This is a genomic window from Acidisarcina polymorpha (genome assembly GCF_003330725.1).
In the GTDB taxonomy this organism is placed as follows: Bacteria; Acidobacteriota; Terriglobia; order Terriglobales; family Acidobacteriaceae; genus Acidisarcina; species Acidisarcina polymorpha.
The window spans coordinates 7,005,803-7,031,234 of record NZ_CP030840.1; the positions used below are offsets into that span (position 1 = coordinate 7,005,803).

General features: G+C 58.3%; 13 protein-coding genes and 1 pseudogene. 3 read left to right on the forward strand and 11 right to left on the reverse strand.

The features are described from left to right. Window positions 1–148 precede the first annotated feature (148 nt). The 3 genes from ACPOL_RS30125 to ACPOL_RS30135 all read right to left on the reverse strand — a co-directional run bounded on the left by ACPOL_RS30125 (window position 149) and on the right by ACPOL_RS30135 (window position 9,269). Window positions 149–2,782: a glycoside hydrolase family 31 protein gene (locus tag ACPOL_RS30125; protein WP_114210446.1), complete on the reverse strand. Its 2,634-nt coding sequence runs from the start codon at window positions 2,780–2,782 to the stop codon at window positions 149–151. Window positions 2,783–2,872: 90 nt separating this feature from the next. Further along, the gene (locus tag ACPOL_RS30130) at window positions 2,873–5,269 is read right to left on the reverse strand and encodes a glycoside hydrolase family 31 protein (RefSeq protein ID WP_114211145.1); all 2,397 of its coding nucleotides are present in this window, start codon (window positions 5,267–5,269) and stop codon (window positions 2,873–2,875) included. A 403-nt stretch (window positions 5,270–5,672) separates the two neighbouring features. Next, window positions 5,673–9,269 carry an outer membrane beta-barrel protein gene (locus ACPOL_RS30135; protein ID WP_114210447.1) on the reverse strand — a complete coding sequence of 1,199 codons (3,597 nt, stop codon included), beginning with the start codon at window positions 9,267–9,269 and terminating at the stop codon, window positions 5,673–5,675. Between the two features lie 317 nt (window positions 9,270–9,586). Between ACPOL_RS30135 and ACPOL_RS30140 the strand changes: the two genes are divergently transcribed. Continuing rightward, entirely contained in the window at window positions 9,587–10,624 is a 1,038-nt protein-coding gene (locus tag ACPOL_RS30140) for a tetratricopeptide repeat protein (RefSeq protein WP_414633403.1), read from the forward strand. A gap of 25 nt (window positions 10,625–10,649) precedes the next feature. On the opposite strand, the gene ACPOL_RS30145 is transcribed toward ACPOL_RS30140, so the two are convergent. The 4 genes and pseudogenes from ACPOL_RS30145 to ACPOL_RS30165 all read right to left on the reverse strand — a co-directional run bounded on the left by ACPOL_RS30145 (window position 10,650) and on the right by ACPOL_RS30165 (window position 18,651). Continuing rightward, the gene (locus ACPOL_RS30145) at window positions 10,650–12,275 is read right to left on the reverse strand and encodes an alpha-L-fucosidase (protein WP_114210449.1); all 1,626 of its coding nucleotides are present in this window, start codon (window positions 12,273–12,275) and stop codon (window positions 10,650–10,652) included. Then, window positions 12,275–15,748, reverse strand: coding sequence for an arabinofuranosidase catalytic domain-containing protein (locus ACPOL_RS30150; RefSeq protein WP_114211146.1), 3,474 nt, complete (start codon window positions 15,746–15,748; stop codon window positions 12,275–12,277). Before ACPOL_RS30150 ends, ACPOL_RS30145 begins: the two co-directional genes overlap by 1 nt. A 118-nt stretch (window positions 15,749–15,866) precedes the next feature. Continuing rightward, window positions 15,867–17,610: pseudogene (locus ACPOL_RS30155) on the reverse strand (family 20 glycosylhydrolase). A 291-nt stretch (window positions 17,611–17,901) separates the two neighbouring features. Next, the gene (locus tag ACPOL_RS30165; RefSeq protein ID WP_479686124.1) at window positions 17,902–18,651 is read right to left on the reverse strand and encodes a hypothetical protein; all 750 of its coding nucleotides are present in this window, start codon (window positions 18,649–18,651) and stop codon (window positions 17,902–17,904) included. A 676-nt stretch (window positions 18,652–19,327) separates the two neighbouring features. Here ACPOL_RS30165 and ACPOL_RS30170 point away from each other — a divergent pair. Continuing rightward, window positions 19,328–20,713: a nicotinate phosphoribosyltransferase gene (locus ACPOL_RS30170; RefSeq protein ID WP_114210453.1), complete on the forward strand. Its 1,386-nt coding sequence runs from the start codon at window positions 19,328–19,330 to the stop codon at window positions 20,711–20,713. A gap of 234 nt (window positions 20,714–20,947) precedes the next feature. Here the strand turns inward: ACPOL_RS30170 and ACPOL_RS30175 are convergent, their stop codons facing one another. Both ACPOL_RS30175 and ACPOL_RS30180 read right to left on the reverse strand, forming a co-directional pair. Beyond that, window positions 20,948–21,127, reverse strand: a complete 180-nt coding sequence (locus ACPOL_RS30175; RefSeq protein ID WP_114210454.1) for an Rcat domain-containing protein — start codon at window positions 21,125–21,127, stop codon at window positions 20,948–20,950. Between the two features lie 183 nt (window positions 21,128–21,310). After that, window positions 21,311–22,564, reverse strand: a complete 1,254-nt coding sequence (locus ACPOL_RS30180; RefSeq protein ID WP_150133188.1) for a hypothetical protein — start codon at window positions 22,562–22,564, stop codon at window positions 21,311–21,313. A gap of 218 nt (window positions 22,565–22,782) precedes the next feature. Here ACPOL_RS30180 and ACPOL_RS30185 point away from each other — a divergent pair, with 218 nt between their 5' ends. Beyond that, a complete protein-coding gene (locus ACPOL_RS30185) occupies window positions 22,783–23,370 on the forward strand; it encodes a hypothetical protein (RefSeq protein WP_114210456.1) in 588 nt (195 codons plus the stop codon). A gap of 140 nt (window positions 23,371–23,510) precedes the next feature. Here the strand turns inward: ACPOL_RS30185 and phoU are convergent, their stop codons facing one another. Together phoU and ACPOL_RS30195 are read right to left on the reverse strand one after the other, a co-directional pair. Beyond that, entirely contained in the window at window positions 23,511–24,182 is a 672-nt protein-coding gene (phoU, locus tag ACPOL_RS30190; RefSeq protein ID WP_114210457.1) for a phosphate signaling complex protein PhoU, read from the reverse strand. A gap of 206 nt (window positions 24,183–24,388) precedes the next feature. Continuing rightward, window positions 24,389–25,153, reverse strand: coding sequence for a phenylalanine 4-monooxygenase (locus ACPOL_RS30195; RefSeq protein ID WP_114210458.1), 765 nt, complete (start codon window positions 25,151–25,153; stop codon window positions 24,389–24,391). Between the last annotated feature and the right edge of the window lie 279 nt (window positions 25,154–25,432).

Below are 25,432 nucleotides of genomic sequence, written 5' to 3' on the forward strand. Positions count from 1 at the left end.
AAAAATCTCGGGAATTTGCGGAAGGAGGACGGAAAGACGAGTCAGTTCCCCAAAGCCCGTGAGGCCTCTTTATCAGCCATCCAGCCCTTCTTTGAAGTCCATTCAGACGACGATCCGAGAAGTCGATTTAGACAACCCTCAGGCGGCCTCATCTAGGCACAACATACACCACCTTTTTCCCCTCATACTCAAACGGATGCGCTGAGCTTGAGTCCACAGCGACGATCTTGAATTGTCTCGACTGCAGCATTCCGGAGAACTCCCCGCTCCGTTGTCCTACCGAAAGCTCCCTCCTGGCGTCGTCCCAGTGGAACTGGATCGTGCTTCGCATTCCCTTCTCGTAGTTATAATTCGTGCCTTCATCCTCATACAGCGTGAAGTCTCCGTCCGCTCCAGGATAGACGCGGATCTCCAGATCGCTGGACGGTTTCTCGCCCGCGTATTGTTCGACCGGACCGATCGGGACGATGCTTCCGGCTCTGACCAGCAGCGGTATCTGCTCCAGAGGGGAGGCGACGTCGGCAGCGCCCGAGGCGACCCGGCTTCCCGTCCAGTAGTTGTACCATCCCCCCGGAGTAGCGGGTGCGTAGACCGGCCAGCGCACCGCCCCCGCTTCCAACACCGGAGCGACCAGGAAGGCGGGACCGAACATGTACTCATACTTCTGCGTGAGCGCTTGATCGTCGTGCGCGAAATCCATCACCAGCGGACGCATCAGCGTCGATCCCTGAAAGCTGACGGCTGCGGCCTGAGAATAGATATAGGGCAGCAACTGCTGACGAAGGTCGAGGTAGCTGCGCACCTCCCTTTCGACCTTATCTCCATAGCGCCAGGGCTCGGTGTCGGTTTGGAATCCATGCACGCGTTGCAGCGGAGAGAAGGTTGAAAACTGAAACCACCTCAGGAACCGCTCCTGATATTCGGGATCCGTATATTGACCGGCGCCCGGACGAAAGAACCCGCCGGCATCCGTAGTCCAATAGGGCAGTCCGCTCGCGGTGTACCCGAGGCCCGCCGTGATCTGCCTTCGCAGCGTCTCCCAACTGTTGCCGACATCGCCGGACCAGGTGGCGGAGGCATAGCGCTGTTGCCCTAAAAACGCGCACCGGCTCAATATGAAAACCCGCTTCGTGGGCGCATCCTTTCTCTGGCCCTCGTAAACGGTCTTGTTCACAAGCAGCGGAAAGATGTCACGCACCTTGCCGCCAGGGCCGGCAAAGGTAGTTCTTCCGGCAAGGTCGTCGTTCTCCGGTTCGGTGGCGTCCTGCCACCAGGCATCGATCCCGAGCGATAACATACGTTCGCTGAAATTCTTCCAATAGAGCGCGGCCGCAGCCGGGTTGAAGAAATCGATCCACTGAGTCCCAGGAATGTAGTAGCCCTTCGCCGTGAATTGCTTGCCGACGTCAGTCGCTGGATCGATCTTCGACCACACCGAAACCATCAGCTTGACATGCATGGCGTGCAGCCGGTCGATCATCCCGGCGGGATCCGGATAGTATTGCTCATCCCACTTCATCGCGTTCCAGCCGTACTTGCCCCAGTACTGCCAGTCCTGCACGATAAGATCGAGCGGCAACTGGCGCTTTCTGAACTCCTCCGCCGTATCCAGAATCTCCTGGCTGGAGTGGAACCGCTCCCTGCAGTGGATGTATCCATACGCCCACAGCGGCATCAACGGCGCAGGCCCCGTGATCTGGCGGTAAGTGGCGATCACGTCATCGGCGGTCGGCCCTCCGAAGACGACATAATCGACCGCGTCCGCTACCGGAGATCGCAATACGGTGCGGTCGGCGGTGGCTCTGAAAAAAAGCACCGGCTGATCATCCTGCGCCCCGGTAACGCGGATGCTGTGGTGGCCCGCGGTGAGATCGCCAAACCAGCTGGTTGTGGGAGGGAGCCAGAAGTTCGCGAAGTCGACAACCACCTTCCCATCGATCTCAACATGGTACCGGCGGGCCATCTTCTGCCCCACATCCAGCATGAAGGCATACCGGCCGCTGCTGGGAACGTCCAGACCGCCAGTAAATTCGCCCTCCCGTCGGACTACCCGTCTCGCGCCTTCTGCCGTGGTGACATTGGCTGTCGTTTCGTTGCCTGTTGACGTTCGCGTCAGCACTGCACGTTCATTCGCGGGGTTCAGGTCGGTCAAACCGTAGTTATGCCAAAGAATCCCATAGCCGTTGCTCGACAGCAGAAAAGGAATGGCGATCTGGGTGTTGACCTGCGTCAAGCGCCGGGGAAGATCTCGAATGTCGAGGAAGCCGTCTTGGAATTCTCCGCTTCCGAACAAATGTTCGCCGGCTGGGGAGTCGAAGGCCTGCTCTACCGCAAAGGTCGGCTCGCCCTGTACAGTGGATGGCTCCAGCCTGCGCGTGCCCGGAGCTTCGGACAAGAACGTCTTTCCCGAACCATCGGTATAGTGAAGTGCTCCGCTACTACGATCAAAGACCGCCTTCATTTTGGATGTCGCGAGCACAACGCTGGTCTTGTCATGCGAGACCTTGAACGCCGGGACGGATGTTTGCGGCAGCAACACCAGACTTGGGCTCTCCACACCCGGTCCCTTCGCACAGCGAATGCGGAACGCCGTCGCCGTGATCGGGCTTATCGTAAGCACGCATGTGTCCGTGGTGATTTGCACCCCGGATTCTACCCGCTTGATCGCTCCGCTCGATGCGCCCTGTGCAGGTTCAGCGGCGAATGCACACAAGACAAGGAGCCCCGCAACGATCGCCTGACACGGGAAGGCGAATAGGTTTCGTCGAACGAAATGATTCAAAATGATCCTCTACTCCGCCTGCCGGCGCTCAAATTCCACCGACCAGGCGCTAACCTTCGCGTACTTTCATTGAAGGGCTTTGTGTAAGACCTACTTACCCGTCACCGTCACGACAGACGAATCCGGACCGCTCCACCCAGGCGCTCCCTCATGTTTCAGTTGCTGCGCGGCGTCGTCCCAGGTCAGGGTCGTGACCGAACCCGCGCCCTTTTCATAGCCGTAGGTCTTCCCGTCGTCCTGGAAGAGGGTGAAGCTGGCATTCGCGCCCGGATACACCCGGACTGACGCAACCGTCTGCGGCAGCGATGCGCTCAGCACCTCCGACCCGAGCGGAATAATGCTTCCCGCTTTCACGAACAAGGGCAGCGTCTCGATCGGCGCGTCGGCCGTAATGGTCTGTCCTCCGTGCAGCCGCTCATTGGTCCAATAGTTGAACCAATCGCAGCCAGCCGGCAGATACACCGTTCGCTGAGTTGCGCCTTGCTCAGTCACCGGCGCCACCAGCAACGCCGGGCCGTACATGTACTCGTCAGGAATGTCGGCGGCCTTCGGGTCGTTGGGAAAATCCATGAACAGCGCCCTCGTATACGGAGCGCCCGTCTGATAACTCTTGTACGCAAGCGAGTAGGTGTACGGCAGAAGCTGGTAGCGCAGCCGGAGATACTTCGCGAGAATCGGCTCCGCCTGCTTGCCGTAAGCCCAGACCTCGTTATGATTTCTTTCTCCGTGCGCGCGCATCACCGGCTGAAAGGCGCCCCATTCAAACCAGCGCACGAACAGCTCGGGATAATCTTCATAGTTGCCAATCGTCCCGCGCACATCCGAGCCATCAATCAGCGGTTTGTGCGGAGCGTGATAGTCCGCCGGCACCGACGGAGAAAAGAACCCCGCAATGTCGGTGTCCCAGTACGGCAATCCAGTCGCTGTAAAGTTCAGTCCTGCGGGGATCGAGCGCTTGAGCATGTCCCACGTCGAAACAATGTCGCTCGACCAGAACACCGTGCCGTTGCGTTGCGCTCCCAGGTAGGCCGCCCGGGCCAGGATCATCACTCTCCGGCTGTCGCCGAAATCCCTCCGAAACCCGTCGTACACCGACGCCGTGTGAAAGAGCGGATAGACGTTGTAGAAGCGCGTACCGGAGCCGACCGAGAAGACGTCCTTCGCCGGGTCGACATCCGGCTCGGTCTCATCCAGCCAGAGGTAGTCGAAGCCGTAGGGCTTCACATACCGGTCGCGAATCTTCTCCCAGAACCAGTTTGCGGCCTCGGGATTCGTCGTGTCGATGTTCGGCCCGATTGCGTCCGTAAAGCCGCCCGAATCCGGCTTCCCGTCCCGCGTATGGATCAGCCAGCCTTTGCTTTGCAGCATGTCATAGAACTGCGTTCCCGGCGCATAGTGCGGCCACACGCTCAACAGTGTGCCGACGCCCATCGCATGCAGCTCGCGATTCATCGCCGCCGGATCCGGCCACCGTTTGGGATCCAGGTCCATCTCGCCTTGCTTCGTCATATTGAGAAAATCGACGACCATCACATCGAGCGGCAGATTCTTCGCGCGGTACTCCTTGGCAACATCCAGTACCTGTTCCTGCGTCGGGTAAATTGCCTTGCTCTGGATGTATCCATACGTCGCCCTCGGCAGCATGTGGGTGGTTCCCGTCAGCAGACGGTAGCCTTCATAAATCTCGTCGCTGGTCTCGCCGGCAATCACGAAATATGAGACCCGATCGCCAACCTCTGACGACCACAGATTCCGCCCATTGATCCCCAGATCCACCGTCGTCTTGGAGGGGTTGTCCCACACCAGCCCGTACCCAAGGCTCGACACCATGAACGGAACGCACACGTCCTGGCCGCCAATCGCCACGTAGTCATGCCAACACCGGATTTCGTGGTCGCGCAGATCCATCCATCCCTTCTGCTGCTGCCCCAGGCCGTAGTAGTGTTCGCCTGCCGGCGAGTCGAACATCGACGAAACCCGGTAGCCTTTGGCGCCCGCGTCATTCGCAGCCACCTCCGGGCTCTCCGGCGCCATCATCCAGGTGCGCATATGCAGCAGCGTCTTGCCTTCCGGCGTGGTCACCAGCAGCGCATCGTTGTGCGGACCGCGCCCACCGTCGTTGGGACCATTCCCGCCGCCTCCTCCAAAGTAGTGGCTGCGCAACTCAAGGTTCAGCGCATCGAGCGGCATTGGCCGCGGAAGCTTGTCCTTCGGCAAGTCTCCCGGTGCCAGGCGCACCACCATCCGCGCCGAGCGGTACACATCGTAGCCTTCAGCGTCGCGCTCGTGCGTCCATCCCTCAGCGGCGGGTTTCGCGACAAAGCCGTATCCAGGAGCGCTGGTCGCACCCGCCCGGTCCGTACTCATGGTTACGCGCAAAATGTTTGGCGCATACGGCTCGAGCGAAATCACCCGGCTCGGCCGCTCCAGCACCAGCGGACCGCCTTGAGCGAACGCCGTCCCGCCCGATGACGCCGCCAGCAGCATCAAGCCCACAGCGTATGCTGGGAACTTCCCTGGAAACCGACACCCGATCCGAACCCCTATGCCTTTCACGAAGCACCAAATCTGCATTCTTCTCCCACCTGTCAACCGTCATTTCTACTGGAGAGACTCTGTGGATCATCCCGCTGAATCTCGCTTCGCCGTGCTCACCGTACAAGTTTGATTGAAGCCGTATTTGGGGGGCGAAGAAGGTGTGCTCATCCGCGCCGAGTCGCGGGCGTGTTCACGTCATTCCCCTCCTGACATCCTCGAAAAAGGAGCCGCGCAATGATGAACAAAGCGCGGCTTAGGAGGCCTACACCTTACGGCGGAGGGTTGGTGGCAGTCGAAGCATGATGCGTCGACTGCCACAACCCGGTAGGTCGCCGATATCGCAAGTTGCAACTCAAAAGAGAACGGTCACCGAGAATTCCAATTGTCGTGGCTGCGCTCCAATGGCCATGCCGGTGATCACTCCATTACCCGGGCAATCGATACAGCTGCTTGGATTTGCTGGGCTGATGAAATTGAAGACGTTGAACGCATCAAGGCGGAACTGCGCGTTGATGTTTTCATGGATCGGGGTGTTCTTCGATACCGACAGATCGGTATTGAAGAACGATGGGCCGAAATAGCTGTTGCGCCCGGCGTTGCCGAACTGATCCAGACCAGGCCTCGAGAACGGTCCGGAAGTCGAGCCTTGCGCTGTAAGCGCGGCAACCGGAGTAAAGTATGTTCGCGAGTGCGACGCAGTATTGAAAGAAGTGAGATGGGTTGGTAGAACGCCGCCGGCCTTGTTGGGCATGCAAGGACCGTTGGGTATGTCGGATCCGCACTCCCCGTAGCTGGGAGTGAAGGGCAGCCCGCTCGACCAGTTCAATGACGTACCCGACTCCCAGCCAGCGATCAAATAGTTCGCCCATGTCGGTACGTTGTTGAAGAGCTGCCGGTTGCGGCCGAATGGCAGATCGTAGTTCCCATAGAGCTGGAACTCCTGCTCGCGCAGATCGTCGAATCTCCCGTACATGACTTTCCGGTTGATCTCGTCGTAATCGTTGTTCCCGTAGTTGAGCGACGACTGCCACGAATACCTTGCTGTAAATTGCAGACCTTGAGTGAAGTGCTTGTCCAAGGTCAACTGCAGGGCGTTGTAATGACTATCGAATCCATCGTGGTAGTAGGTTAGGTCCTGGGTCCAGCCAAACTGCGCAAAGTAGTGTCGCAGGTAGTTCGTGTTGCTGGTTGTGGCTTGTCCGGCCACCGGCTGGGTCGCAGGGGCATTTGGGTCCCAGCAGAGCCCTTGACCGGTAATGCTCTGGACGCCGGGAATGCACGCGCCGACCGCATTGAGGTTCACCGTCTGCCCGTCTCCGGCAAACGTGTGGCTGCCTTTGTTTCCGGCGTAAGCAATGGTCGCCGAGAGGGAGCTGGTCAGTTGCCGCTGGATGCTTAAATTCCATGCGTCCACGGTCGGTAGAAGTTGCGGGTTCCCGCGGACTTTGGCGGCCAGGCCATTCGGGATCGGGATTAGACCGCTGGCGGGAACGGTTGGAAAGGTGAACGGCGTAGGACCAGTGGAGAGATTGAATGCGGCGGTATTCGCCCCCGCATTGGTGAGATTCTGATTGGCCAGCACCGGAAGATTCTGGGTCACCACATGGCCGAAGAGCGTGCCGAAGACGCCAATGTCGAAGCTTCGTCCGTAGCCCGCGCGGATCACAGTTTTAGGATCGAGTTGATAGGCGAGGCCGAGTCGCGGCGCTATGTTCTTGAAGTCCTTCTGGACATTCATCGCGGTATTGTAGGGGCCCACGCCCGCCACGCGAATCGACCCATTGGTGAGATCGGCGAAGCCGCCCTGCCCGACGCCATTCACCGTCTCAGGGAAATATACCTCCCAGCGGAGCCCGGCGGTGAGTGTCAGATTAGGCGTGATGCGCCAGTTGTCCTGAACGTAGCTGAAGATAATCTTCTGCGACTCTTTTGCATTGACTGACGTGCTCACATAGCGGGCGAAATTCGTAACATCGCCCAACAGGAAGGACGCCAGGCCCAGGCCTCCGGGCGCGGGCGCGCTCGCGGTCGTGTTTTCAGTATCGGTAGCGCTGAACGTGATCTCGCCCGCTCGATTGTTATCGCTCGGCACGCGTAGATTTCGGGCATAGCGCAGATCCGCGCCGAACCGGATGCTGTGATTACCGATGATCTTCGTCCAGTTGTTCACTACCTGGTATTGGTCTTCGGTCTCCTGCAGATGGCAGTTGCACGCGTTGACCTGCAGACTCGAACCAAAGCTTGACAGTCCATCGCCACTCGTTCCGCTTGCGTTGTTCATGAAGAAACCGGGAGCGCCGGCAGTGAAGGTCGTGCCCAGGTTCAATCCCGGGATGCCCGCCATGGCGGCCAGGTCCTCGGTGCCATCATACTTTTCCGTGGAGACGTGGTAGCGCAGGTATCCCAGGCGGAAGTCGGTGAGCAGTTTAGGATTCAACGCGACGTCCATGCCCGCGACCGCGCTCTGATTCTTGCCCTTGGCGGATCCTCCAAAGTCATTTTGGGCGGACTGAAATCCCGCGCCCCCGGCCGCCCCAAAGATCGTTCCGGCCGAGTTGGCATTGTCGAAATAGCTGTAGCGGCCAAAGGTGTGTATTCCCTCACGAAGCTCATAGTCGACGCGCACATCGAACTGGTTCTGGTTCGTGACCCCGGTGCCGCCTCCGTTGTAGTTATTGGCGGTGCCATCCTGCGTGCCCGGAGCGTTCGGCAGCGGGATCAGGTTCAGAAGGTAGAGCGCCTGCGGAGAGAGGTACTGGTTGGGTATGAAGTTGTTGGCAAAGGCCTGGGGTTGCGCACCCGGCGTAGTGGGTGCAACCACCGCCCCGGTCGAGTCAACAAAAACCCGCGGATTGTAGATCTGGCCCTGCGCCGTCCCGCGCCCGATGAGAAACTCGCTCAGATCGCATCCCGCCCCGGAGAGACATGAGTTATGGGCCAGCGCCGTCGGAACGGTTACTTGAGCCGAAGCTCCATTCCGCTGCCGGACGCCCTGGTAGTCGCCGAAGAAGAACAGTTTGTTCTTCAGAATCGGCCCGCCCAGCGACCCGCCGAATTGGCTGTAAAGCGCCGGCGGAATCAGGCGGCTCGTCAGCGCGGAATATGGCGCTGACTGGTTGAAAGGATTTCGCGCCTGCTGCGCGTCGCTTCGCCGATAGTCGAACGCGTCGCCATGGAGGCTGTTGGTTCCCGACTTAGTCTGCGCGTTCACCACCGCGGCGACCGATTGCCCGAACTCCGCGTCATAGCTTTGCGTGATGATCTTGGCTTCCCCGATCGCATCCAGCGGAGGGTTGATCACAATCTGTCCCAAAATAGGGTCCTGGTTCGATGCGCCGTCGAGCAGATACCCGACCCCGGCGAAGAACTGTCCCTGGATGTTCACCGTCGGGCTGCCCTGCGCGTCCTCGGCGTTGTTCTGCTGCCAGCTCATCGACTGGGCGCCCGGAATCAACAGCTCAAGGCTCGCAAAGTTACGCCCCGTAATCGGCAGGCCGGAGATGGTTTTTTGGTTGAAGACAGTGCCCACCTCGGCGCGATCAGTTTGCAGCTGCGGGGCCTCGCTGGTGACCGTTACCGTGCTGCTGGCGCTGCCGACGGTGAGCTTCAGGTCGACCTTCGGCGACGTGTCGGCCGAGACCTGAATTCCCGGGTTGTCCACGGTGCCGAAACCGGCGGCGGTAGCCTTGACGTCGTAAACGTCCGGAATCAAATTCCGCACGGTGTATTCACCCGATGGATTGGAGGTCGCTACAACCGATGTTCCCTTGCTTTGATCGGTCACCGTGATGGTCGCATTGGGAATAGCCGCGCCGGTCGCGTCGGTGACTGTTCCGAAGATTGACCCGTAAATGACTTGCGCTTCGACAGCAATGGGCTGCCCGCAGATCCATCCGATTGCCACCACTAGCAACACATACCCGAGGACCTTTTCGCTTCTTTTCCGCATCACTCCTCCTAAAGATTTACAAGCAGTACTTCTGTTCTTGGTCTTTGCCGAGAGATCTGGAACAACTTATCCAAGCCATTGAAAACAGCGGTTTCGTTGGCGAAACTCTCAGGTTTTCAACAACCTGATTGATCGTCAGACAGCTTTAATCCTCATCGTTTACTTTAACGGAAAAGTACACACCGCCATCTAGCCTTTGTCAAGGACAAATTTGTGCCTGTACGCCAGCGAACAACGCCCGTCCGAGTCCGAATCGCAATGGTGCGTATCTTGGGTAGAATCCCTATGGGCGAGGATTCCCTGCGATGCGTCTTCCCATGTTGCGATACTGCTTTTCCGCCTCCTGCCGAATAGCAGTAGCTATCGCGTGCCTCTCGGGTCCGTTCGCGACATTGCTCGCCGGCCAGACTGTCGATCGAGTCTCCGAAGCCCAGGCACTCATGAACAAAGGGCAGCTGGACAAAGCCCTCGAGTTACTAACTCCGTCAGCCGCTGCCAGTCCAGAGGCGAAAGGATCTGAATATCTGCGCGGACTGATCCTCTACGAAAAGGGCGACCTGCAAAACGCAGCGGCAGCTTTCGCGAAGGCATCAACGCAGGATCCAACCGACCTGGAAGCGATGAAGATGCAAGGCGCTAGTCTGTTCCGCATGGGCAGAGCCGCGGAGGCGATTCCCCTGCTCGAGAGAGCTTCGGGATCAACGCAGCAAATGAACGTCGATCCGCAATACGTCCTCGGACTCTGCTACCTGGATACAGATCGTCTCGATGACGCCCGCCACGCCTTTGCAGCGCAATACGAATTCTTGCCCGACTCCGCACCGGCCTATCTGCTCGAGGGCCGTATGCTGCTGCGCCGGCAATCCCTGCCCGCCGCAGAAAAATCGACGCGCAAGGCGCTTGAACTTAAACCCGATTTACCCTCAGCCCACCTGCAACTGGGCCAAATTGCGCTCGCGCGAAATGATCTTCACGAAGCAGTGTCGCAGTTCATCATGGAGCGTGATTTGAATCCCATGTTTGGCGCCGTCTACGATCGGCTTGGCGATGCCTATCTCCGCAGCGGTGACTATATCAATGCCCAAAAAGCTCTGGACCGCGCCGTTCTTCTTGAACCGACCTTAAACATACCTTACATACTGCTCGGTAAAGTGCTGCTCGAGCAGAACGACGCCCTGATGGCGACAATGTATCTCAAGCATGCCATCGAAATCGACACGAAGAACTCAATGGCGCACGCGCTGCTCGGACGCGCCTACCGCTCCCTCGGCCGCACCGACGACGCCGTAGCCGAGCTGCGTACCGCCGCGAAGCTGCAGGAGACAGAAGCGCCCGTTGTCGAACAATCTAAATAACGTAGCTTCCTTCGAGTGTGTTGACTCAAGCTGGGAGTATCCGGAACGAAAACGCATTCTTACACGGCGGACTTGCGGGTAATTCGATCTGGAGACCTGATGCTCCGCGCGTCCATTTCAGCTCCGATTTCGATCCAAGAAGCTGCACACTTCGAACTTGGCCAGGATAATTTGGAGAGTTCTGGGCGAGCGACTTGATAAAAATCTTGCCATCCGAAGGCCAGCCGAGTGCGATAGCGTAGAGCACCTCGCCCTTCGTCGTGAACCGTATGTCCGCATGATCGAACTTCAGCCTCTCCAGTTGATACGAGGGCAGCGCTTTCGCCTCGATGGAGGGCCCTTCTCCAGCGATTTTCCAGGGACGCGTTCCCTTGATCGCTTCGGAGTTGACGTCTTGCCAATCCGCAAGTTCCCCCAGAAATGCGAGTTCATCGCTGTCCGGCTCCCCATTGCCCGGCAAAGGAATGTTGAGAAGTAGATTGCCATTCTTGCTGACGATATCGACCATCAAGGGAATCATCAATGACGCTTTCTTGTAGGCATGGTTTTCGAAGAGCTTTCGATCGTAATGCCAACTGCCGATGCATGCCTCGGTCTGCCATGGCTCCTTCTGGAGCTTGTCCGCCAGCGACATTTCGAAGTCGCGCGTGAGTGTGCCCCACACCGGCTCGGGAACCTCTTTGAGATCGACCACTCCTTCCAGACGCCCGCCATGCGATTGCACATTCTTGTTGTAGTAGTAGGCAATGATCTGCGGCGCCAGGTCGGGTATTCCAAGCCACACCTTCAAATCCGGAGCCCCCGGTCCGCCGGCATCGAAATCGAACCGCGCGCCATCGTCGAAGTTCAGGATGTCTGGATTGTAGTGATCGATCACGTCCTGTACCCGCAGAAGAAACTGCTGCACAAACTCGGGACAGGGCGTGTTCTTTGCGTGCGGCTTGCCATTGATCATCTGGGGATCCATGCCGTCCCACCACTTGCCCTTCCCGTCGGCGCTGGTCTGCATGCCATCGTATGGAACGCCAGCCAGCGGTCCGGTCGTGTCGCTCTTATAGCGGACCGGAAGAAACTCGTCCCACACGCGATGCGGAGTGCCGTGATAGCTCACGCCGAACCGCAGTCCGTTCGAACGCGCGACCTTCGCCCAGCCGCCGACGATGTCCCGCTTCGGCCCGATGTTAATGCTGTTCCAAGGCTGGTATTTCGAATTCCAGCAATCGAAATTATCATGGTGCGTCGCTAAGGCGACCAGATACTCCGCGCCCGCTCGTTTGTATAACTTGATAAGTGCTTCCGGATCCCATCGTTCGGCTCTCCAGAGATTGCAGATGTCCTTATACCCGAACTGCGAGGGATGTCCGTAGTTCTTGACGTGGTACTCGTATTGAGGCATGCCCTGGATATACATGTTCCGCGCATACCAATCACCTTGCTCGGGGACGCACTGGGGGCTCCAATGGGCCCAAATCCCGAACTTGGCATCCCGAAACCAGTCAGGGCAACGATACGATTTCAGAGACTCCCAAAATGGCAGGTATGGCCCATCTGGAATCTGTCCGCGAAAGAACGGAGACCCTTCAAGGGCTCTCGCCATCCGCGACAACGCGATCATCGACATCCCGCCGGTCAGAAACCCCCTGCGCTTCATCACTGCGGTCTCCTGCGATATTGGTTAGTGCCGCCGGGTGTGGGAACGTTGTCCGCTACTGGCGTTCCGCTGAGATGATTCCGAGTTAAAGCCGTAGTGAGAGTAATGCCGGTACCGGAAACCGGCACACCATCCGCGTGTGCACGGTTCAGCGGAGCTTTGATGGTTATCATAGCGCCGCCGGACCTGCGTATGGACGCGATCACCGCCGTCTCCGCATTGGCGCCGCTGTCAATCGTGATGGTCTGGCCGGCACTGAAGCCGGTGCCGCTCACGACCGGGACGAGAGTCGCCCCCGCAGCCACAGCCGTACTCACGGTGCTGGCGCCTGGCGTCCCCACGGTTGCAATCACGGCCGTCTCGAGATCCGCTCCCGCGTCGATCCGGATGGTCTGACCTGGCTCGAAGCCGGTCACGTTCGCAACCTTGATATTGGTCGCGCCAGCCGGCGAGGCTAATGGCAGGCTAGTCGCCGCCTGCACCAGGAAATCGGAGCAGTTGCTGTCGCTCTCGACGCCGTCCGGAAAGCGGCCCGCGCTCCGATTGGTCGTGTCCGTCGAACCGCTCGCTTGATAACCGCCGTTCGGCCCGGGCGTTGGCACAAAGCAGCCTCCGTGCTCTGATCCGGAGGCGGCCTGGTAGCCTTCGGCGGCCCATGGGTCGACGAGGCCGCCATAATTCAGGCTGTCGACCACCAGGCCCGAGGCGTCGCGCAGCACCATGTTGCCCTCTCGCACGATAATGGTGCGTCCAAACAGCGGAGAAATGGTGGTAAGCTCAGGGCCCCCAAACCATTGGTTCGGCTGTGGCGTCCCCTGGTAGCCGGCAGTCTTCACTGCGGCGTCGCGCACCGCTGCATTAATCGGATGCGCCTTGGTAAGCGGCTTATCGAGCGTGATCCCGCTGCCAATCGCTTGAACCGGCTCATTGCTGGAGTGCGGAAAGACCGTCGCCGGCTCGAAGCTGATCCCGGTTCCGCGGTTGCTGAAGGGAAGATTGGCCGCATGGGCGAACTTCAGCGGAGCGGCCAGTTCGAGACCCGTGCCCGGGGTAACCGCGGATTCACCGTCGATATGCGCCCGCGTAAGCGCAGGTGAGAATTCAATCTTGGCGCCTGACGGGCTGGCGCCCCCAACCGCGGTGATAGTCACCGGCTCCTGGTTCGCCGGAGTGCCGACAGTCAACTTGTCGCCGACCGCAAAGCCACTCGAATTACGAACGTTGATGCTGGTCGCCCCCGCGCTGACGTCAGCCGAAAGGTTGGCGCGAGTTCCCTGCGTACCGACCTTCGTAATCGTAACGGTTTCGATCCCATGGCCCATGCTGTCAATGTCCAGCCGGATCTTATCGCCAACCGAGATGTCGGCGACGGAGGTCACTTTGATGTTCGTCGAACCGGCAGCAGCGTCCGTCGCAAGATAGGGCTGGGTGCCTGGCTTGCCGACGGCGGTGACCGTGGCCACCTCATACTGCTCCAGTCCCCGACCAACCACAGGGTAGGTCGCTCCATAACCGAGAGCGATTTTCTCCCCGACCTCAAAGCCCGAGACGCTTTGCACGGGCACATTGGTTGAACCGGGCGGGATTGTCATCACCGGACCATCAGGCACCGGCTGCCACAGGGTCGTGTGATTGCTGGCCGCCGTGCCGATCTTCGCGACCTTGCCGTTTTCCGCGTCCGAACCGGCACCGATGCTGATCGTATCGCCGACCGACATCGCAGCCGTGCTCCTGACGTGGAGCGTGGTCTCACCCGCTTTCGCGGCAACGGCAAGCCCGGAGTTGGCGAGACCGAGCAGGTAAAAACGACCCGCCGCCAGCTTCGTTCCATCTGGGATCTTCACCGTGGAGAAGGTCGCCTGCTGGGCCGGGTGTTCCGTCAACGTCCAGTTGGAAATGTCGACATCGCTGGAGCCAGCGTTGTAAAGCTCGATGAAAGAATCGGTAGGGTTGGCCGGCGGACCGGCGCTAACGCGAAACTCATTGATCTTTACTGGGCTGACGTTCCGCACCTTCTCGACCGCTGTCTCGGTTTCCTTCGCGCCACTCGCTGAGTTCGTCCATGATGCGCTCCCAATCAGGTCGCCATTCAATCCCTCCGGTCCTGAGGTCACCTTGAAGGTTGCGCTCACGCTCGCGCCTGGCGCGACCGGGTCGGAAATCGTTTTCGTGGCGCCGCCGCCCGCAACGACAGCGCTCCATTGATTGCTGGGCAGTGAAATGCTCAGCGTGACACCCGCCGCGGGAGACCCGGCAGTGTTTGTAAAGGTCACCGTCGTGTCCTGCGAAGACCCCGGCGAGAAGGTCTGCAGCCCTGGAGGAGTGGCAGTCGCTGCTGCCGCGGCAATACTTAGCCGAGGTCCTTCATACTTGGCCGCGACCACGTTGGCTTGGACCAGCTGATCAGTAGCATCCGTCGGAAAAGTACCCGCGGCCGTCACCGCCCCCTCATAGAACGTGCCTTGCGAACCGTTGCTGTTGTCTCCGCCATTGCCGAGAAGGATCGCGCCCTGTTTGCGCATCGGGTCATAGGTGGCATTGACCCGCGGTCCACTGAACATCACCGACAGCGCGCCCTGCTGTGCGTCGCCGCCCATCGATGTCCAATGGTGCGGTTCCCCTTTCGCGATCGCGGTTACAAACCGCCAGGTGACGTTCGGCAGGTTGACGCAGAGTTTGGAGCCGTCCGGATTGACGCAGCCAACCAGGTTATTCTCCTGATCTGTCATCACCCAAGGCCCGGGCGGATTTCCGTGATACCAGGGGATGGCATCGCCATAGTAAGTAGTCTCCATCGTCCCGTTATCATCGTCGCGGCTGTCGATCTCCGCATTGCCATAGTCGAAGCAGCAGCCGGAGTTGAAATGGCGGCCGTTGATCACCCAGTACTGTCCCTCCGCCTGGTCATCGACCGCCGTACCCCTCGCGTCGTTCTGGCGAAGGCCCATTCCTGGCTCGATAAAGACCCCATAGACCTTGTGGCCCATGACCATAATCGGCGCCATGTCGGCTATCGGGAGATTGTTGAAGCCGCCCATGGCAGGGCCGCTGAAACCGCCGCGCGGTGCTTGTGTAAGGTCGTTGTGCTTGGGCGATTGATCGTAGACGGTGGTGATCCAGCAGTACGTGTTGGCGCAGAACGCGTCTTGCGCGGCCGCATTGGCATATCCGCCTGCATTCGGGACCGGCGACGCAACCGGCTGAACGACATCGATGTTCAGCGTCTTGCCATCCGACTGGCGTAGCACCTGATAGAGGGGCCCGTTATAGGAGGCGTATAGCGCCCGCGTCGTGCTGTGGGCAGCCACACACGGGTCACCCGCGGCCGCGTAAACATCGCATGGACCCTGCGGCCGGGGCGGAGCAACGTTGACTCCCCCGTTGACTTGTTGCCCCATCGCCAACATCGAGCCAGGCAGCATGAGCGCCACTGCGATTAGAAGTACAAGACTGATTCTGGTGTTCTTGTTCATCCGATTCATCTGCCCGTCGAAAATCTCAAGTAAACGCTTACCAGAGAACCCTAAGGGGAACCTTCGTAGCTGTCAAGAACATGCCTCCTCGAGCCTTCGCGGTCCTGCTAAATCCCATCTACGACCGTTCAGACGCTGAGCGCATCCGCGTTGACGATTCGAGAAGCCGATGAAAACGTTCTGGATCGCTCGCCAGTGAGGCCGAATACGCCGAAGCCCGCTCCCATTGAAACAGCAATTGGTCCTTCGGCTGAAGGTCAAAGACAGGTTCCCGCTTGGCTGCTGCATTGGAAAAGCGGCCCTCGTCCCAATCCTTGCTCAACGCGCTCGCCAGAAGCTGATCGCGTTCCGCTATGGCCCGAATCAGCTGGTCTGAAGCTGCCCGCTCGATCGGTGTTTTGACGGCGCGCTCGATGACGACTGTCTCACGCCAGAACATTCGTTCCAGATACTCGACAGAGAGTTCAAATGCTTGAAAGTCCGAGAGATTCTTGATGACTAGGACTTCTAACTGCACGAGGAGACTCCGAATTTGAGTAAAGGGATTTGCAGGCGGCGAAGCACTCTCCAGTAAAGCTGCAAGCTGCTTATCACTGCTCCATGGAACCGGCAACAGCAAGCCCATCCACGACGATGACTCTCGGTCCTTCTGATACGGCGCTGATTCGTAAATCATCTGGAACACTTGGCCCCAGCTCTCGTTCCACTTCGCCTGATAGTGCTTCTCAACGAAACGGCGGAATCCCGACGTCTGCGCTGCCGCGGTTCCTTCATTCAAGGCGACCGCAGCATACGCGAAGCCGTCCCAGATAGAATTCTGCACATACCGGCTGGGAATCCAGTTGGTCACAATGACGCCCATCGAGTTCGGGTCTTTGGTTCCCAGGTACGCATCGGCGAAAGCATCAACATTCCGGAGCTGTTCCGTGCCTACCCTTGCGCCCCACTTATAGCAAGACAAGGCGGGCGCTCCTATCCCGCGAGAACCATTGGCGCTGACTTTCTGAAAGGTCTCGCGAAGATCGGCGGAACTGTTATCCGCATAATTCCAATCCATGACGATAATGCTTTTGTTGAGTTGACTGAGTATCTCTGGTTCTTTGTGAAGAACATAGTCGCCCCATACAATCAGCTGCTTTCCCAGTCCTCCGGAAATCTGATGGAGCGAATTGAGGTACTCCGCCCAGATCTCGACTCTTGTTTTTGCTTGAAGTGCTTTGCGGGAGAGGACCGAGCCGCCCCAGTTCACCTCATCGCAGCCGCCGTGAAGATACACAGATGGGAAGACCTGAGACCTCACGGTACAGCTTCTGGAATAACTGCAGCGATTCCGGATCGACCGGGATGATACCTGTAAATTCAACAGAATCGCCCGTCGAGTCGCGATCAAGAAGATGAGCGTACTTCGGAGAGCGGGTGATGTACCCCGTATGTCCAAATGACTCCAGCTCGGGAAGTAACTCCACCCCGTGTTGCTGGCCATACTCCACTAGAGTTTTTAACTGGTCCGCCGTAAATGCATTTTCATGAGTAACAAGATCGGGAACCGAGGTGAAGCGCATTGCGCTGCCCTGGTCGTCGGCGAGACGAAACTGCAGCGTATTGAGCTCCCAGTCTGCGCAGAACTCGATGACTCGTTTGTAGTAGTTCATGGTCTCGGGCACCCGTCCGGCATCGACCATCAGGCCACGCATCTTTTTACCTGCTGCGCTCTTTCCGGCGTCGGATCCAGCTGCCTGTGCCAGGGAAAGCTTGGGATGCATCCCGCAGCTGCCCGCCAGTGCTAGCGGTCTTGCCGCCAATCCAGCGACAACGGCTCCCGTTCCCACAAGAAAGTCTCGCCTGCTCGTATCCCCATTCATCTACGTGGTCATCCTCTCCAGCATGGTCAAACAACGAGCTTACTGCAAGCCGCTATTCGGCCTGAGACACAAAGTCTCATGAGTGATCCTGAGCTCGACAGAAGGAGACGCTTTTTTCCCTCGAAGTTCATGCGAAGCTGAAGCCTGGCTCCCGCTCAGCATACAGTTGAGCCTTGAGCGTCGAACCAGCTCTCCCCGTTGGCAAGGCGAGCAGAAGCCGCACCACGCTCCACGACTAGGACTGCCCCGCTAGACAGGTTTAGCGGAGAATCGCGGTCACCGGCGCAAGGTTCAAGCATCCGCATCCGCTTCTTGTCGCATGGCGCCCAAGGGAGAATCTCCCGGGCCTTTTGGAACTGGCGGCATCGCGAATGGTCCATCGTCATTGAAGTTCCGCCCATTTGCCCTTGCTTCGTACTCTTTGAACGCCATCGAGAAATTCGCGCGGCCGTGTGACAATCCGCGCAGCGCGGTCCCATAGCCGAGCATGTTCGCGAGTGGCGCCACCGCCTTGATGACTAGGACCCCACCCACCATTTCCATCCCCTCGCTTGTCATACCCTCGATCTTCATACTCTCGCTTTTCATACCTTCGATGCGTCCACGCCGCGAGTTCAGATCGCCGATGATCTCTCCCGCAAAGACTTCGGGTAGCGACACCTCGACCGACATCACCGGTTCGAGCACCACTGGCTTCGCCCGGCGAGCGGCCTCCTTGAGCGCCATCGATCCGGCAATCCTGAACGCCAATTCGTTCGAATCCAACTCATGATAGCTGCCGTCGAGGAGCCTCACCTTAATGTCCACCATCTCGTGCCCGGCCAGAATGCCGCCCCGCATCGCTTCCCGGATGCCTTGCTCAATCGGCTGGACATAGCAAATTCGTGGAGGGGCCGTGACTCTGGACGACTCGGAAATGCTTCGTGACCAGATCGATATGACAATTCGGGCGCTCAAACGCAAGCGAGCCTTTGCGCCTAGTCCCGAGATATCATTGCAGGATGAAGGTTGAAAAAGACCAATTCGACCCGCTCTCGACAAGATGTTTCAGCAGAAGCCTGAGAAAACCAGCGAGATAAAGGGCGAGCCGGGGAGCACCGGGCCGATAATAGCGCCGAAGCCAGCAAAGCCATGACGCTCGCCGTATTGCCGTGGCGGGTCGATATTTTGGCATGCGTGGCCATGGGTCTGTTGATCTTTCTATTCAGTAGAGCCCGGATGCGGAAGAAGTAGGATGCTTAATGGGCACAACTTTACGGTATGGCAGCGAGTGCTGTGCGTTGCTATAGGCCTCGCTGCGATCTATGTCCCATTTTTGATGGGTAGAAGAAAAAACAAAAGGTAAAACTGCCCTGTCACGGTAAACCCAGACAAGCCCTGAGCTATTTATGTGTCAAGTGCATAATCTTGCGACCAAATGCTCGAAATCACGCTGATTAAGCCGATCATGAAGTTATCCCACTGTTCACGGCTTTCTCACAGACTGCTGGAGCCCGCTAGGGCTCAAGTCGGATCTCCAACTATTCGTACAGACGGGACGCTATGCGAAGCGCTCGACCATTTACTCGTATAATTCAAATTTTTTCGCCCTTAGCCGCATTCTGAAATGCCACGCAAGTAAACCCAATGCGCTTCAACTGAAACACACTGAAGCTCCTGCCGCCAAATTCACAAAATCCTCGCCTTAGAGCACTATGGAACAAGAGGACTACGCCGAGTGATTGTCAACTTTGCCGAGCGGGCCCACAACCATAACTGGAACCTGGATCCGATCACCCGTTCATTGCTCGATACCGATTTCTACAAGCTGCTGATGCTGCAGTTCATCTGGAAGCACTTCCCTGCGACTAATGCCTCCTTCGATCTGATCAACCGCTCGACCTCGGTGCGGTTAGCCGACATGATCTCGCGCGAAGAGCTGGTCGCCCAGCTTGAACACGTGCGTACTCTGCGCTTCCACAAGTCGGAGTTGATCTGGCTGGCGGGCAACACCTTCTACGGCCGCAAGGGGATCTTCGAGCCGGCCTTCCTGGAGTGGCTGGAGCGCGATTTCAGCCTCTCCGACTACGAGCTCTGGATCGAAGACGGACAGTTCCGGCTGCAGTTCGACGGGCCCTGGACCTCGACCACGATGTGGGAGCTCTATGCCCTGTCCATCCTCGATGAACTCAAAACCCGTGCCAGCCTCAAGGGCATGACCGAGATCGACCTTGACATGTTCTACGCTCGCGCCAAGACCAAGCTCTGGAGCAAGATGGAGCGGCTCCGCGGAGTACCCTGTCTCAGAATCGCCGACTTTGGCACCCGGCGGCGGCACAGCTTTCTCTGGCAGGAATATGCCATCAACCTGGCGCGCACCGCCCTCGGCGATTGCTTCGCCGGCACTTCGAATACCTACATGGCCTACAAACACGACATGGAAGCCATCGGGACCAACGCTCATGAACTGCCGATGGCGCTCGCCGCTCTGGCCAACAACGATGAAGAGCTGCAGTCCTCGCAATACCGGGTCCTCGAGCTATGGCAGCAGACCTACCAGGGCGAACTGCTCATCATGCTGCCTGATACCTTCGGCACCACCCAATTTTTGAAATCCGCACCGCAATGGACCGCCAACTGGACCGGCCAGCGCGTCGACAGCAAAGACCCGTTCCTCGCCGGCGATGAATACATCGACTGGCTGGTTCAACGAGGCAAAGACCCGCGAACCAAGCTGTTGATCGCCTCCGATGCCCTTGACGTGGACATCATCCTCAGCCTGCACGCCTACTTCTCCGGGATGATCCTCGGCGATGCCACGCCCCATGATTTCTATTCCGCCGCAGATTTTCTCGACCCCGAAAAGTGGGTGCCCAGTCGCCGCATCCGCTTCAGCTCCGGTTGGGGAACTTTACTCACGAACGATTTCCGCGGCTGCGATCCCGGCGACGGCGACCAGTTCGACCCCATCAGCCTGGTTTGCAAACTCACCAGCGCCGATGGACGGCCAGCCGTGAAACTCTCGGACAACTATGCCAAAGCCACCGGCCTCCCCGAAGAGATCGAACGCTATCGCCGCGTCTTCGGCACCGCGGGAGTCGCCAACGTTCCGGTACTCGTGTGATTAAGTGAAAAGCAGTCGCGTGGCGGGATGGCGGGAACCGGGATGGTGGGATTTTGATCGGCGGGATGACACTTTCAGACCAGAACCAGACTAGAAATCTAGCCCGACAGCGACAAAATCCAGCCATCCCTCAAAACCCCTCTGCAGCGTGTCAAAAGTGGGCAAAAACGAACCAAAAAAGACCCCGAATCAACAGGATTCTGGGGTCGTCTTAGAGTAAGAGTTTTTTGAAGGTTAAAGTTTTTCGTGAAACTCGCATGCGGAACAGGAGATATATACGCCGCCCGGAACGCCGCGTTCCCGGTCTTTTACCCGTTTCACAATGCGGGTCGGCTTGCTGCACTTCGGACAATCCGTGCTCTTAGAGGTGTCCATTACCTTCTTGCGGTCTGCTGTTTTGGCAATCTTGGCCATCGAAATAATCTCCTTCTTGTCTGGGAACGCCCTCAACTCAAAGCAAGGCGAAGCCCTTCGCCATCAATGCTTTAGCTGAGAGCTGACGCGCCCGGCTTCCCTGGAATCTGCCCAAATCATGGCGCGGCCGCGCTGGCGATGGAAGGGATGACGCAGTAGAATCTCGAACTCGCTGCCTAAATTTTACATGAAGCGGCCATTCCACTGCGAAGGTCCGGGGCTTCCGTTCCCGGAACCGCTCGCCGGCGCCTGATTTGGCGGACTGGCTGGCGCTTGTGTTGGCGGATTCGTCGGCGCCTGATTCGGCGGGCTGGCTGGCTTGCTCCCATCCATCCCCGGAGGAAATTGGACCTTGTCCAACTGCGGAACGTTCTGACTTACCGGCAAAGTCTCCCCCGGCTTTTTGAGGGTTGGCGGCGCCGAGACGGCAGACTCGTGACCGCGCGAATCTGCGCTGGTGTCGCCTAGCTTGACCTCACGAACATTGGGGTTTGGAGCAGTCGACCAGTAATCGCCCATCTCATCCGTGCTGCGGATAATCGGCGGCTGGCCGAGCTTCGCATCTTCGACGCGAATGACCCGGTTCCCGTTGAAGCGCACAAACTCAACATCCTTGGGCGGCTCCCCGTAGATCCATTCTTCGAACGGCATATCGCCGTCGCGCTCCCTGCTCTTGCTGTCGGGATGGCCTAAGGCGTGAATCACCATCTCCTGGTTCATCCCTACGAGGACATGATGAGCCAGGATCGCTTCCCTCAGTTTCGGCGGGAGCGTGTCCGTGTATGCCTGGATGGGGGTCTTTAATTTAAAGTCGACCAAAGGCTGCAGCAGCTCTTTCACTTGAGTGCCCGTCATCTCGGGGACGAACTTCTCGAACTGCAAAGTGATCCGCACACCGGTCGGCTGTTGACCGTCGTCTCGAGCGAGCGGAATCATCATTCCCCCTGCCCCCACCGAGATATGCCGCAGAATCCGATGCTTCTGGTCCGGGCCGCCATTCAGTTCGAAAACAATCTTGTCCTGCACAAACTTGACGTCGGTAATCATCACCCGGTCAGCCGCCTGGAAGGCGACACCGTTGTGCTCAAGCGCTTTGACATACTCCGTTCCATTCGGGTTCGCTGCACCATTCGCCACCAGTAATATGCCCTTGCTGCCGCGCGGAAGCGGTCGCATCGCGAAGCCTTGCTCCGCCTCGAGCACCCGCACGAGTTCTAGCTTGGTCCGCTGCAGCACCGGCTGGCTGCTCAGTTCCACGTGAGTGCGCTTGATGTCGGTGTAGCGGCTTTCGATCTTATCGGTTTCTACCGTAAATACCTGGGCCGCGGCGAACTGGTAGGCCATCAACCCAGCACAGCAGCCGGAGAGCATCTGCACCGCTAGGCGGATCCGTCTCTGCGAAATGTCTCGTTTTGCTCTCGAAACGATCCCGGTCATAAGGACCTCGCTTCTTTGATCGCGGACGACCAATAGCGTACTACCGGTAGGATGGCGCGATTCTGCGCTCTTGGCAAGCATTGTCGACAGAAAACTTTACTTCCTCTTTGGACGCCGCGAACAAGCCTAGACGAACCGGCTGATATGGAACTTCTCGATTTGAAACTTCTCCATGTGCCAAAACCGCATCCTATTCTTTCGAAAAGGGAAGAGGCTTCATGACTCCAGCTCGTTTGACGATCTCATGTATGGTTTTAGTTCTAGCCACGGGGTGCTCCAGCAAGAAGGACGCCAACAAAGCAAACTTTAAAGATGCCATCAACACCTACTACAGCGTTCATCCCGAGTGCCTTTGGACCACCTCGGTCAAGTTTCCGACTCGTGCCGACACCTCCGATACCAGCAAAACCACTCAATATGACGCTTTAACCGACCAAGGGCTACTCACCCGCCAGCAGGACAGCCGCAAGGTTTTTATCTTCGGCTCAAAGCAAGTCAACGACTATGACCTCTCCGACAAGGGCCGCTCGGCTTGGACGGCCGATCCGCAGGAACCAGGATCCGGCAACTTCTGCTTCGGCCACCGGGACGTCACCACCGTCGACGACTTCACCGTGAATGGCGGAACGGCGACCGCTGACTATCACTATCAACTGGGCGCAGTCTCGCCTTGGGCGGATAACGCGGAGGTGAAGACTGCGTTTCCGACGGTCCAGGCTGCTCTCGCGTCCCCGCTGTCGGACAAAGCAAGCTTGACCCTGGCCGATAGCGGCTGGGTGGTCACCCCGACCCCAAAGACCCCCTAGTCACCGGAAGGGCGTCGGTCATGCCTTCCCCCAGGAAAGTTGGGCGTTGCAAGGAAAGCGGCAACGCCCGGCTCAGACTCTATTGAATAGATTGGCGACGACACAGGGCTTGTGTGCAGAACTGAAATCGCGATTCCGATTCAGTCTACTGCCAGACTCAGTTGGTGGCGCACGTCCGCGCCCCGCACCCAGAAAATCACATCCGCTGCAATGTTCGAGGCGTGATCGGCAATCCGCTCCAGGCTCCGGGATATAAGGATCCCGTTCAGCGCCTGAATGGTGACATCAGGAGTCTCCTGGATCACGCCGATCAACCCACTGCGAGCAACCCGGTTCATACGGTCGATCTCATCGTCCATCGTCATGACCGATTCGGCGACCAAGGCGTCTGCGTCCAGCAGCGCTTGAATTGCGGTTCGGATCATGCGCGACGCGACTTCACCCATCCCGCCGACGTCAACTGGAAGGTCTGCGCTTTCGTACTCCAGCAGATCCAGCGTCCTGCGGGCGATACCCATCGACTGATCGCCGATCCGTTCCAGATCGCTATTGATTTTGATCACGGACAGAATGAATCTCAGATCGATTGCCATCGGCTGCTCTTTGGCGAGAAGCTCATAAGCCATCTCGTCGACTTCGCGGTGTGCCAGGTTGATGGCGGCTTCATTGTCCCGAACATACTGGCACAGCCCGGGATCCCGCTGCAGATAGGCATCCACCGCTGCCTGCACGGCCTGCTGCGATAAGGCCGCCATCGCAAGCAGCTTGTCCTTCAGTGCATCGAGTTGCTGGTGGAAGTGGATTCTCGGCAAACTTCTAGCACCTCTTCAAGAATTGTGCGCTATGCATTGTGAGAGAGATGCAAATTTATCTCGCAGAACCAAAATTACTAATACGAAAGTTCCAATGCGGAGTCGTTTTTCTCGAAAGTGAACTTTGAATGCCCGAATTGAAGCCGCGCATCATTGAACCCGTACGGGTTTGCAGTGTGACTGGCCTCATCGCCCAAGCTGTCTCGCTATAGACGGCGTTCGGCCTCACGGGCAGCATCATAGATCTGCTCGAACGAGTCGACTGCGTAGAGCACCTTCTGCATTTCAGAGACAAGAAACTTCTGGTTCAGCACCTGATCCAGGTTAAAATCCCGGATCTCTGGCCCACTCCCATTCAACGCCCGCAGGACGTGCTGAGATTCTCCTGGCGAAGAGATCAAACCACTTCCGTAGAGTTTGATTTGGCCGCCCTGGCGAATGACGCCAAACTCGACCGTAAACCAGAAGAGCCTCCCCATGCGTTCCAATGCATCCTTGTCATGCAAGGCCGCGCACACCTTTCCATACTGTTGCAGAAAATCGGCGAAGACCGGATGAGCATGCATGGGAACGTGTCCGAAGACATCGTGAAAAATATCGGGCTGGGGGATGTATTCGAGCGACTCACGACCGCGTAGCCAGGTGGTCGTGGGAAATCGCCGGCCAGCCAGCATCTCGAAGAAGGCCGCCGGAGGCAGAAATCCACTCACCGGTGTGGAATTCCATCCGGTTCGAGGCTCCAGGCGCTGGCTGATCTCGGTAAGGTTTGGAATCGAGTCCTCCTGCAAACCGATTGCTTCGAAGCCGGCGAGATACTCCGCACAAGCGTGCTCGCGAAGCTCAGGCATGCGGCGGCGGACGAGTTCGGCCCAGATCCCATGCTGCTCTGCCGTATACGCGGCCCAGTCCTGCTGTACCAGGTAGGAACTAGCTGCTTCCGCTTCCGGCTTTCCCATCGCAGTTATCATCATGTCTCCAATACGGCTGCTAAGGCTGCCAGCAGATCCACCTACGACCGCTCTTCGTGCGAGCGGGGGAACCTGAAAAACCTGGATGCGGGTGCCTATAGAAAACGGACAGACGCCCTCCCAATCATAGAGCCGAACCCCTATCAGACGCCTGCTCCAGGGAAACCGTTACCAAGGCGGCTGGCCTCGCCTCCCGATCTCGGAAGCCTGGCTCATTCGCTCTCGCAGAGTTGAGTCCGCCAGGGCGAAATCTCTCAGTGGTGCCCACAGTACTCTTGCTGG

Excerpts from the sequence above, each read along its gene's own strand:
- ACPOL_RS30130 (WP_114211145.1), bottom strand. The coding sequence starts at position 5,269 with ATGCTGCTGGCGGCGTCATCGGGCGGGACGGCGTTCGCTCAAGGCGGT.
- ACPOL_RS30135 (WP_114210447.1), bottom strand. The coding sequence starts at position 9,269 with ATGCGGAAAAGAAGCGAAAAGGTCCTCGGGTATGTGTTGCTAGTGGTG.
- ACPOL_RS30140 (WP_414633403.1), top strand. The coding sequence starts at position 9,587 with ATGTTGCGATACTGCTTTTCCGCCTCCTGCCGAATAGCAGTAGCTATC.
- ACPOL_RS30145 (WP_114210449.1), bottom strand. The coding sequence starts at position 12,275 with ATGAAGCGCAGGGGGTTTCTGACCGGCGGGATGTCGATGATCGCGTTG.
- ACPOL_RS30150 (WP_114211146.1), bottom strand. The coding sequence starts at position 15,748 with ATGAACAAGAACACCAGAATCAGTCTTGTACTTCTAATCGCAGTGGCG.
- ACPOL_RS30175 (WP_114210454.1), bottom strand. The coding sequence starts at position 21,127 with ATGGCCAAGATTGCCAAAACAGCAGACCGCAAGAAGGTAATGGACACC.
- ACPOL_RS30180 (WP_150133188.1), bottom strand. The coding sequence starts at position 22,564 with ATGACCGGGATCGTTTCGAGAGCAAAACGAGACATTTCGCAGAGACGG.
- ACPOL_RS30185 (WP_114210456.1), top strand. The coding sequence starts at position 22,783 with ATGACTCCAGCTCGTTTGACGATCTCATGTATGGTTTTAGTTCTAGCC.
- ACPOL_RS30195 (WP_114210458.1), bottom strand. The coding sequence starts at position 25,153 with ATGATGATAACTGCGATGGGAAAGCCGGAAGCGGAAGCAGCTAGTTCC.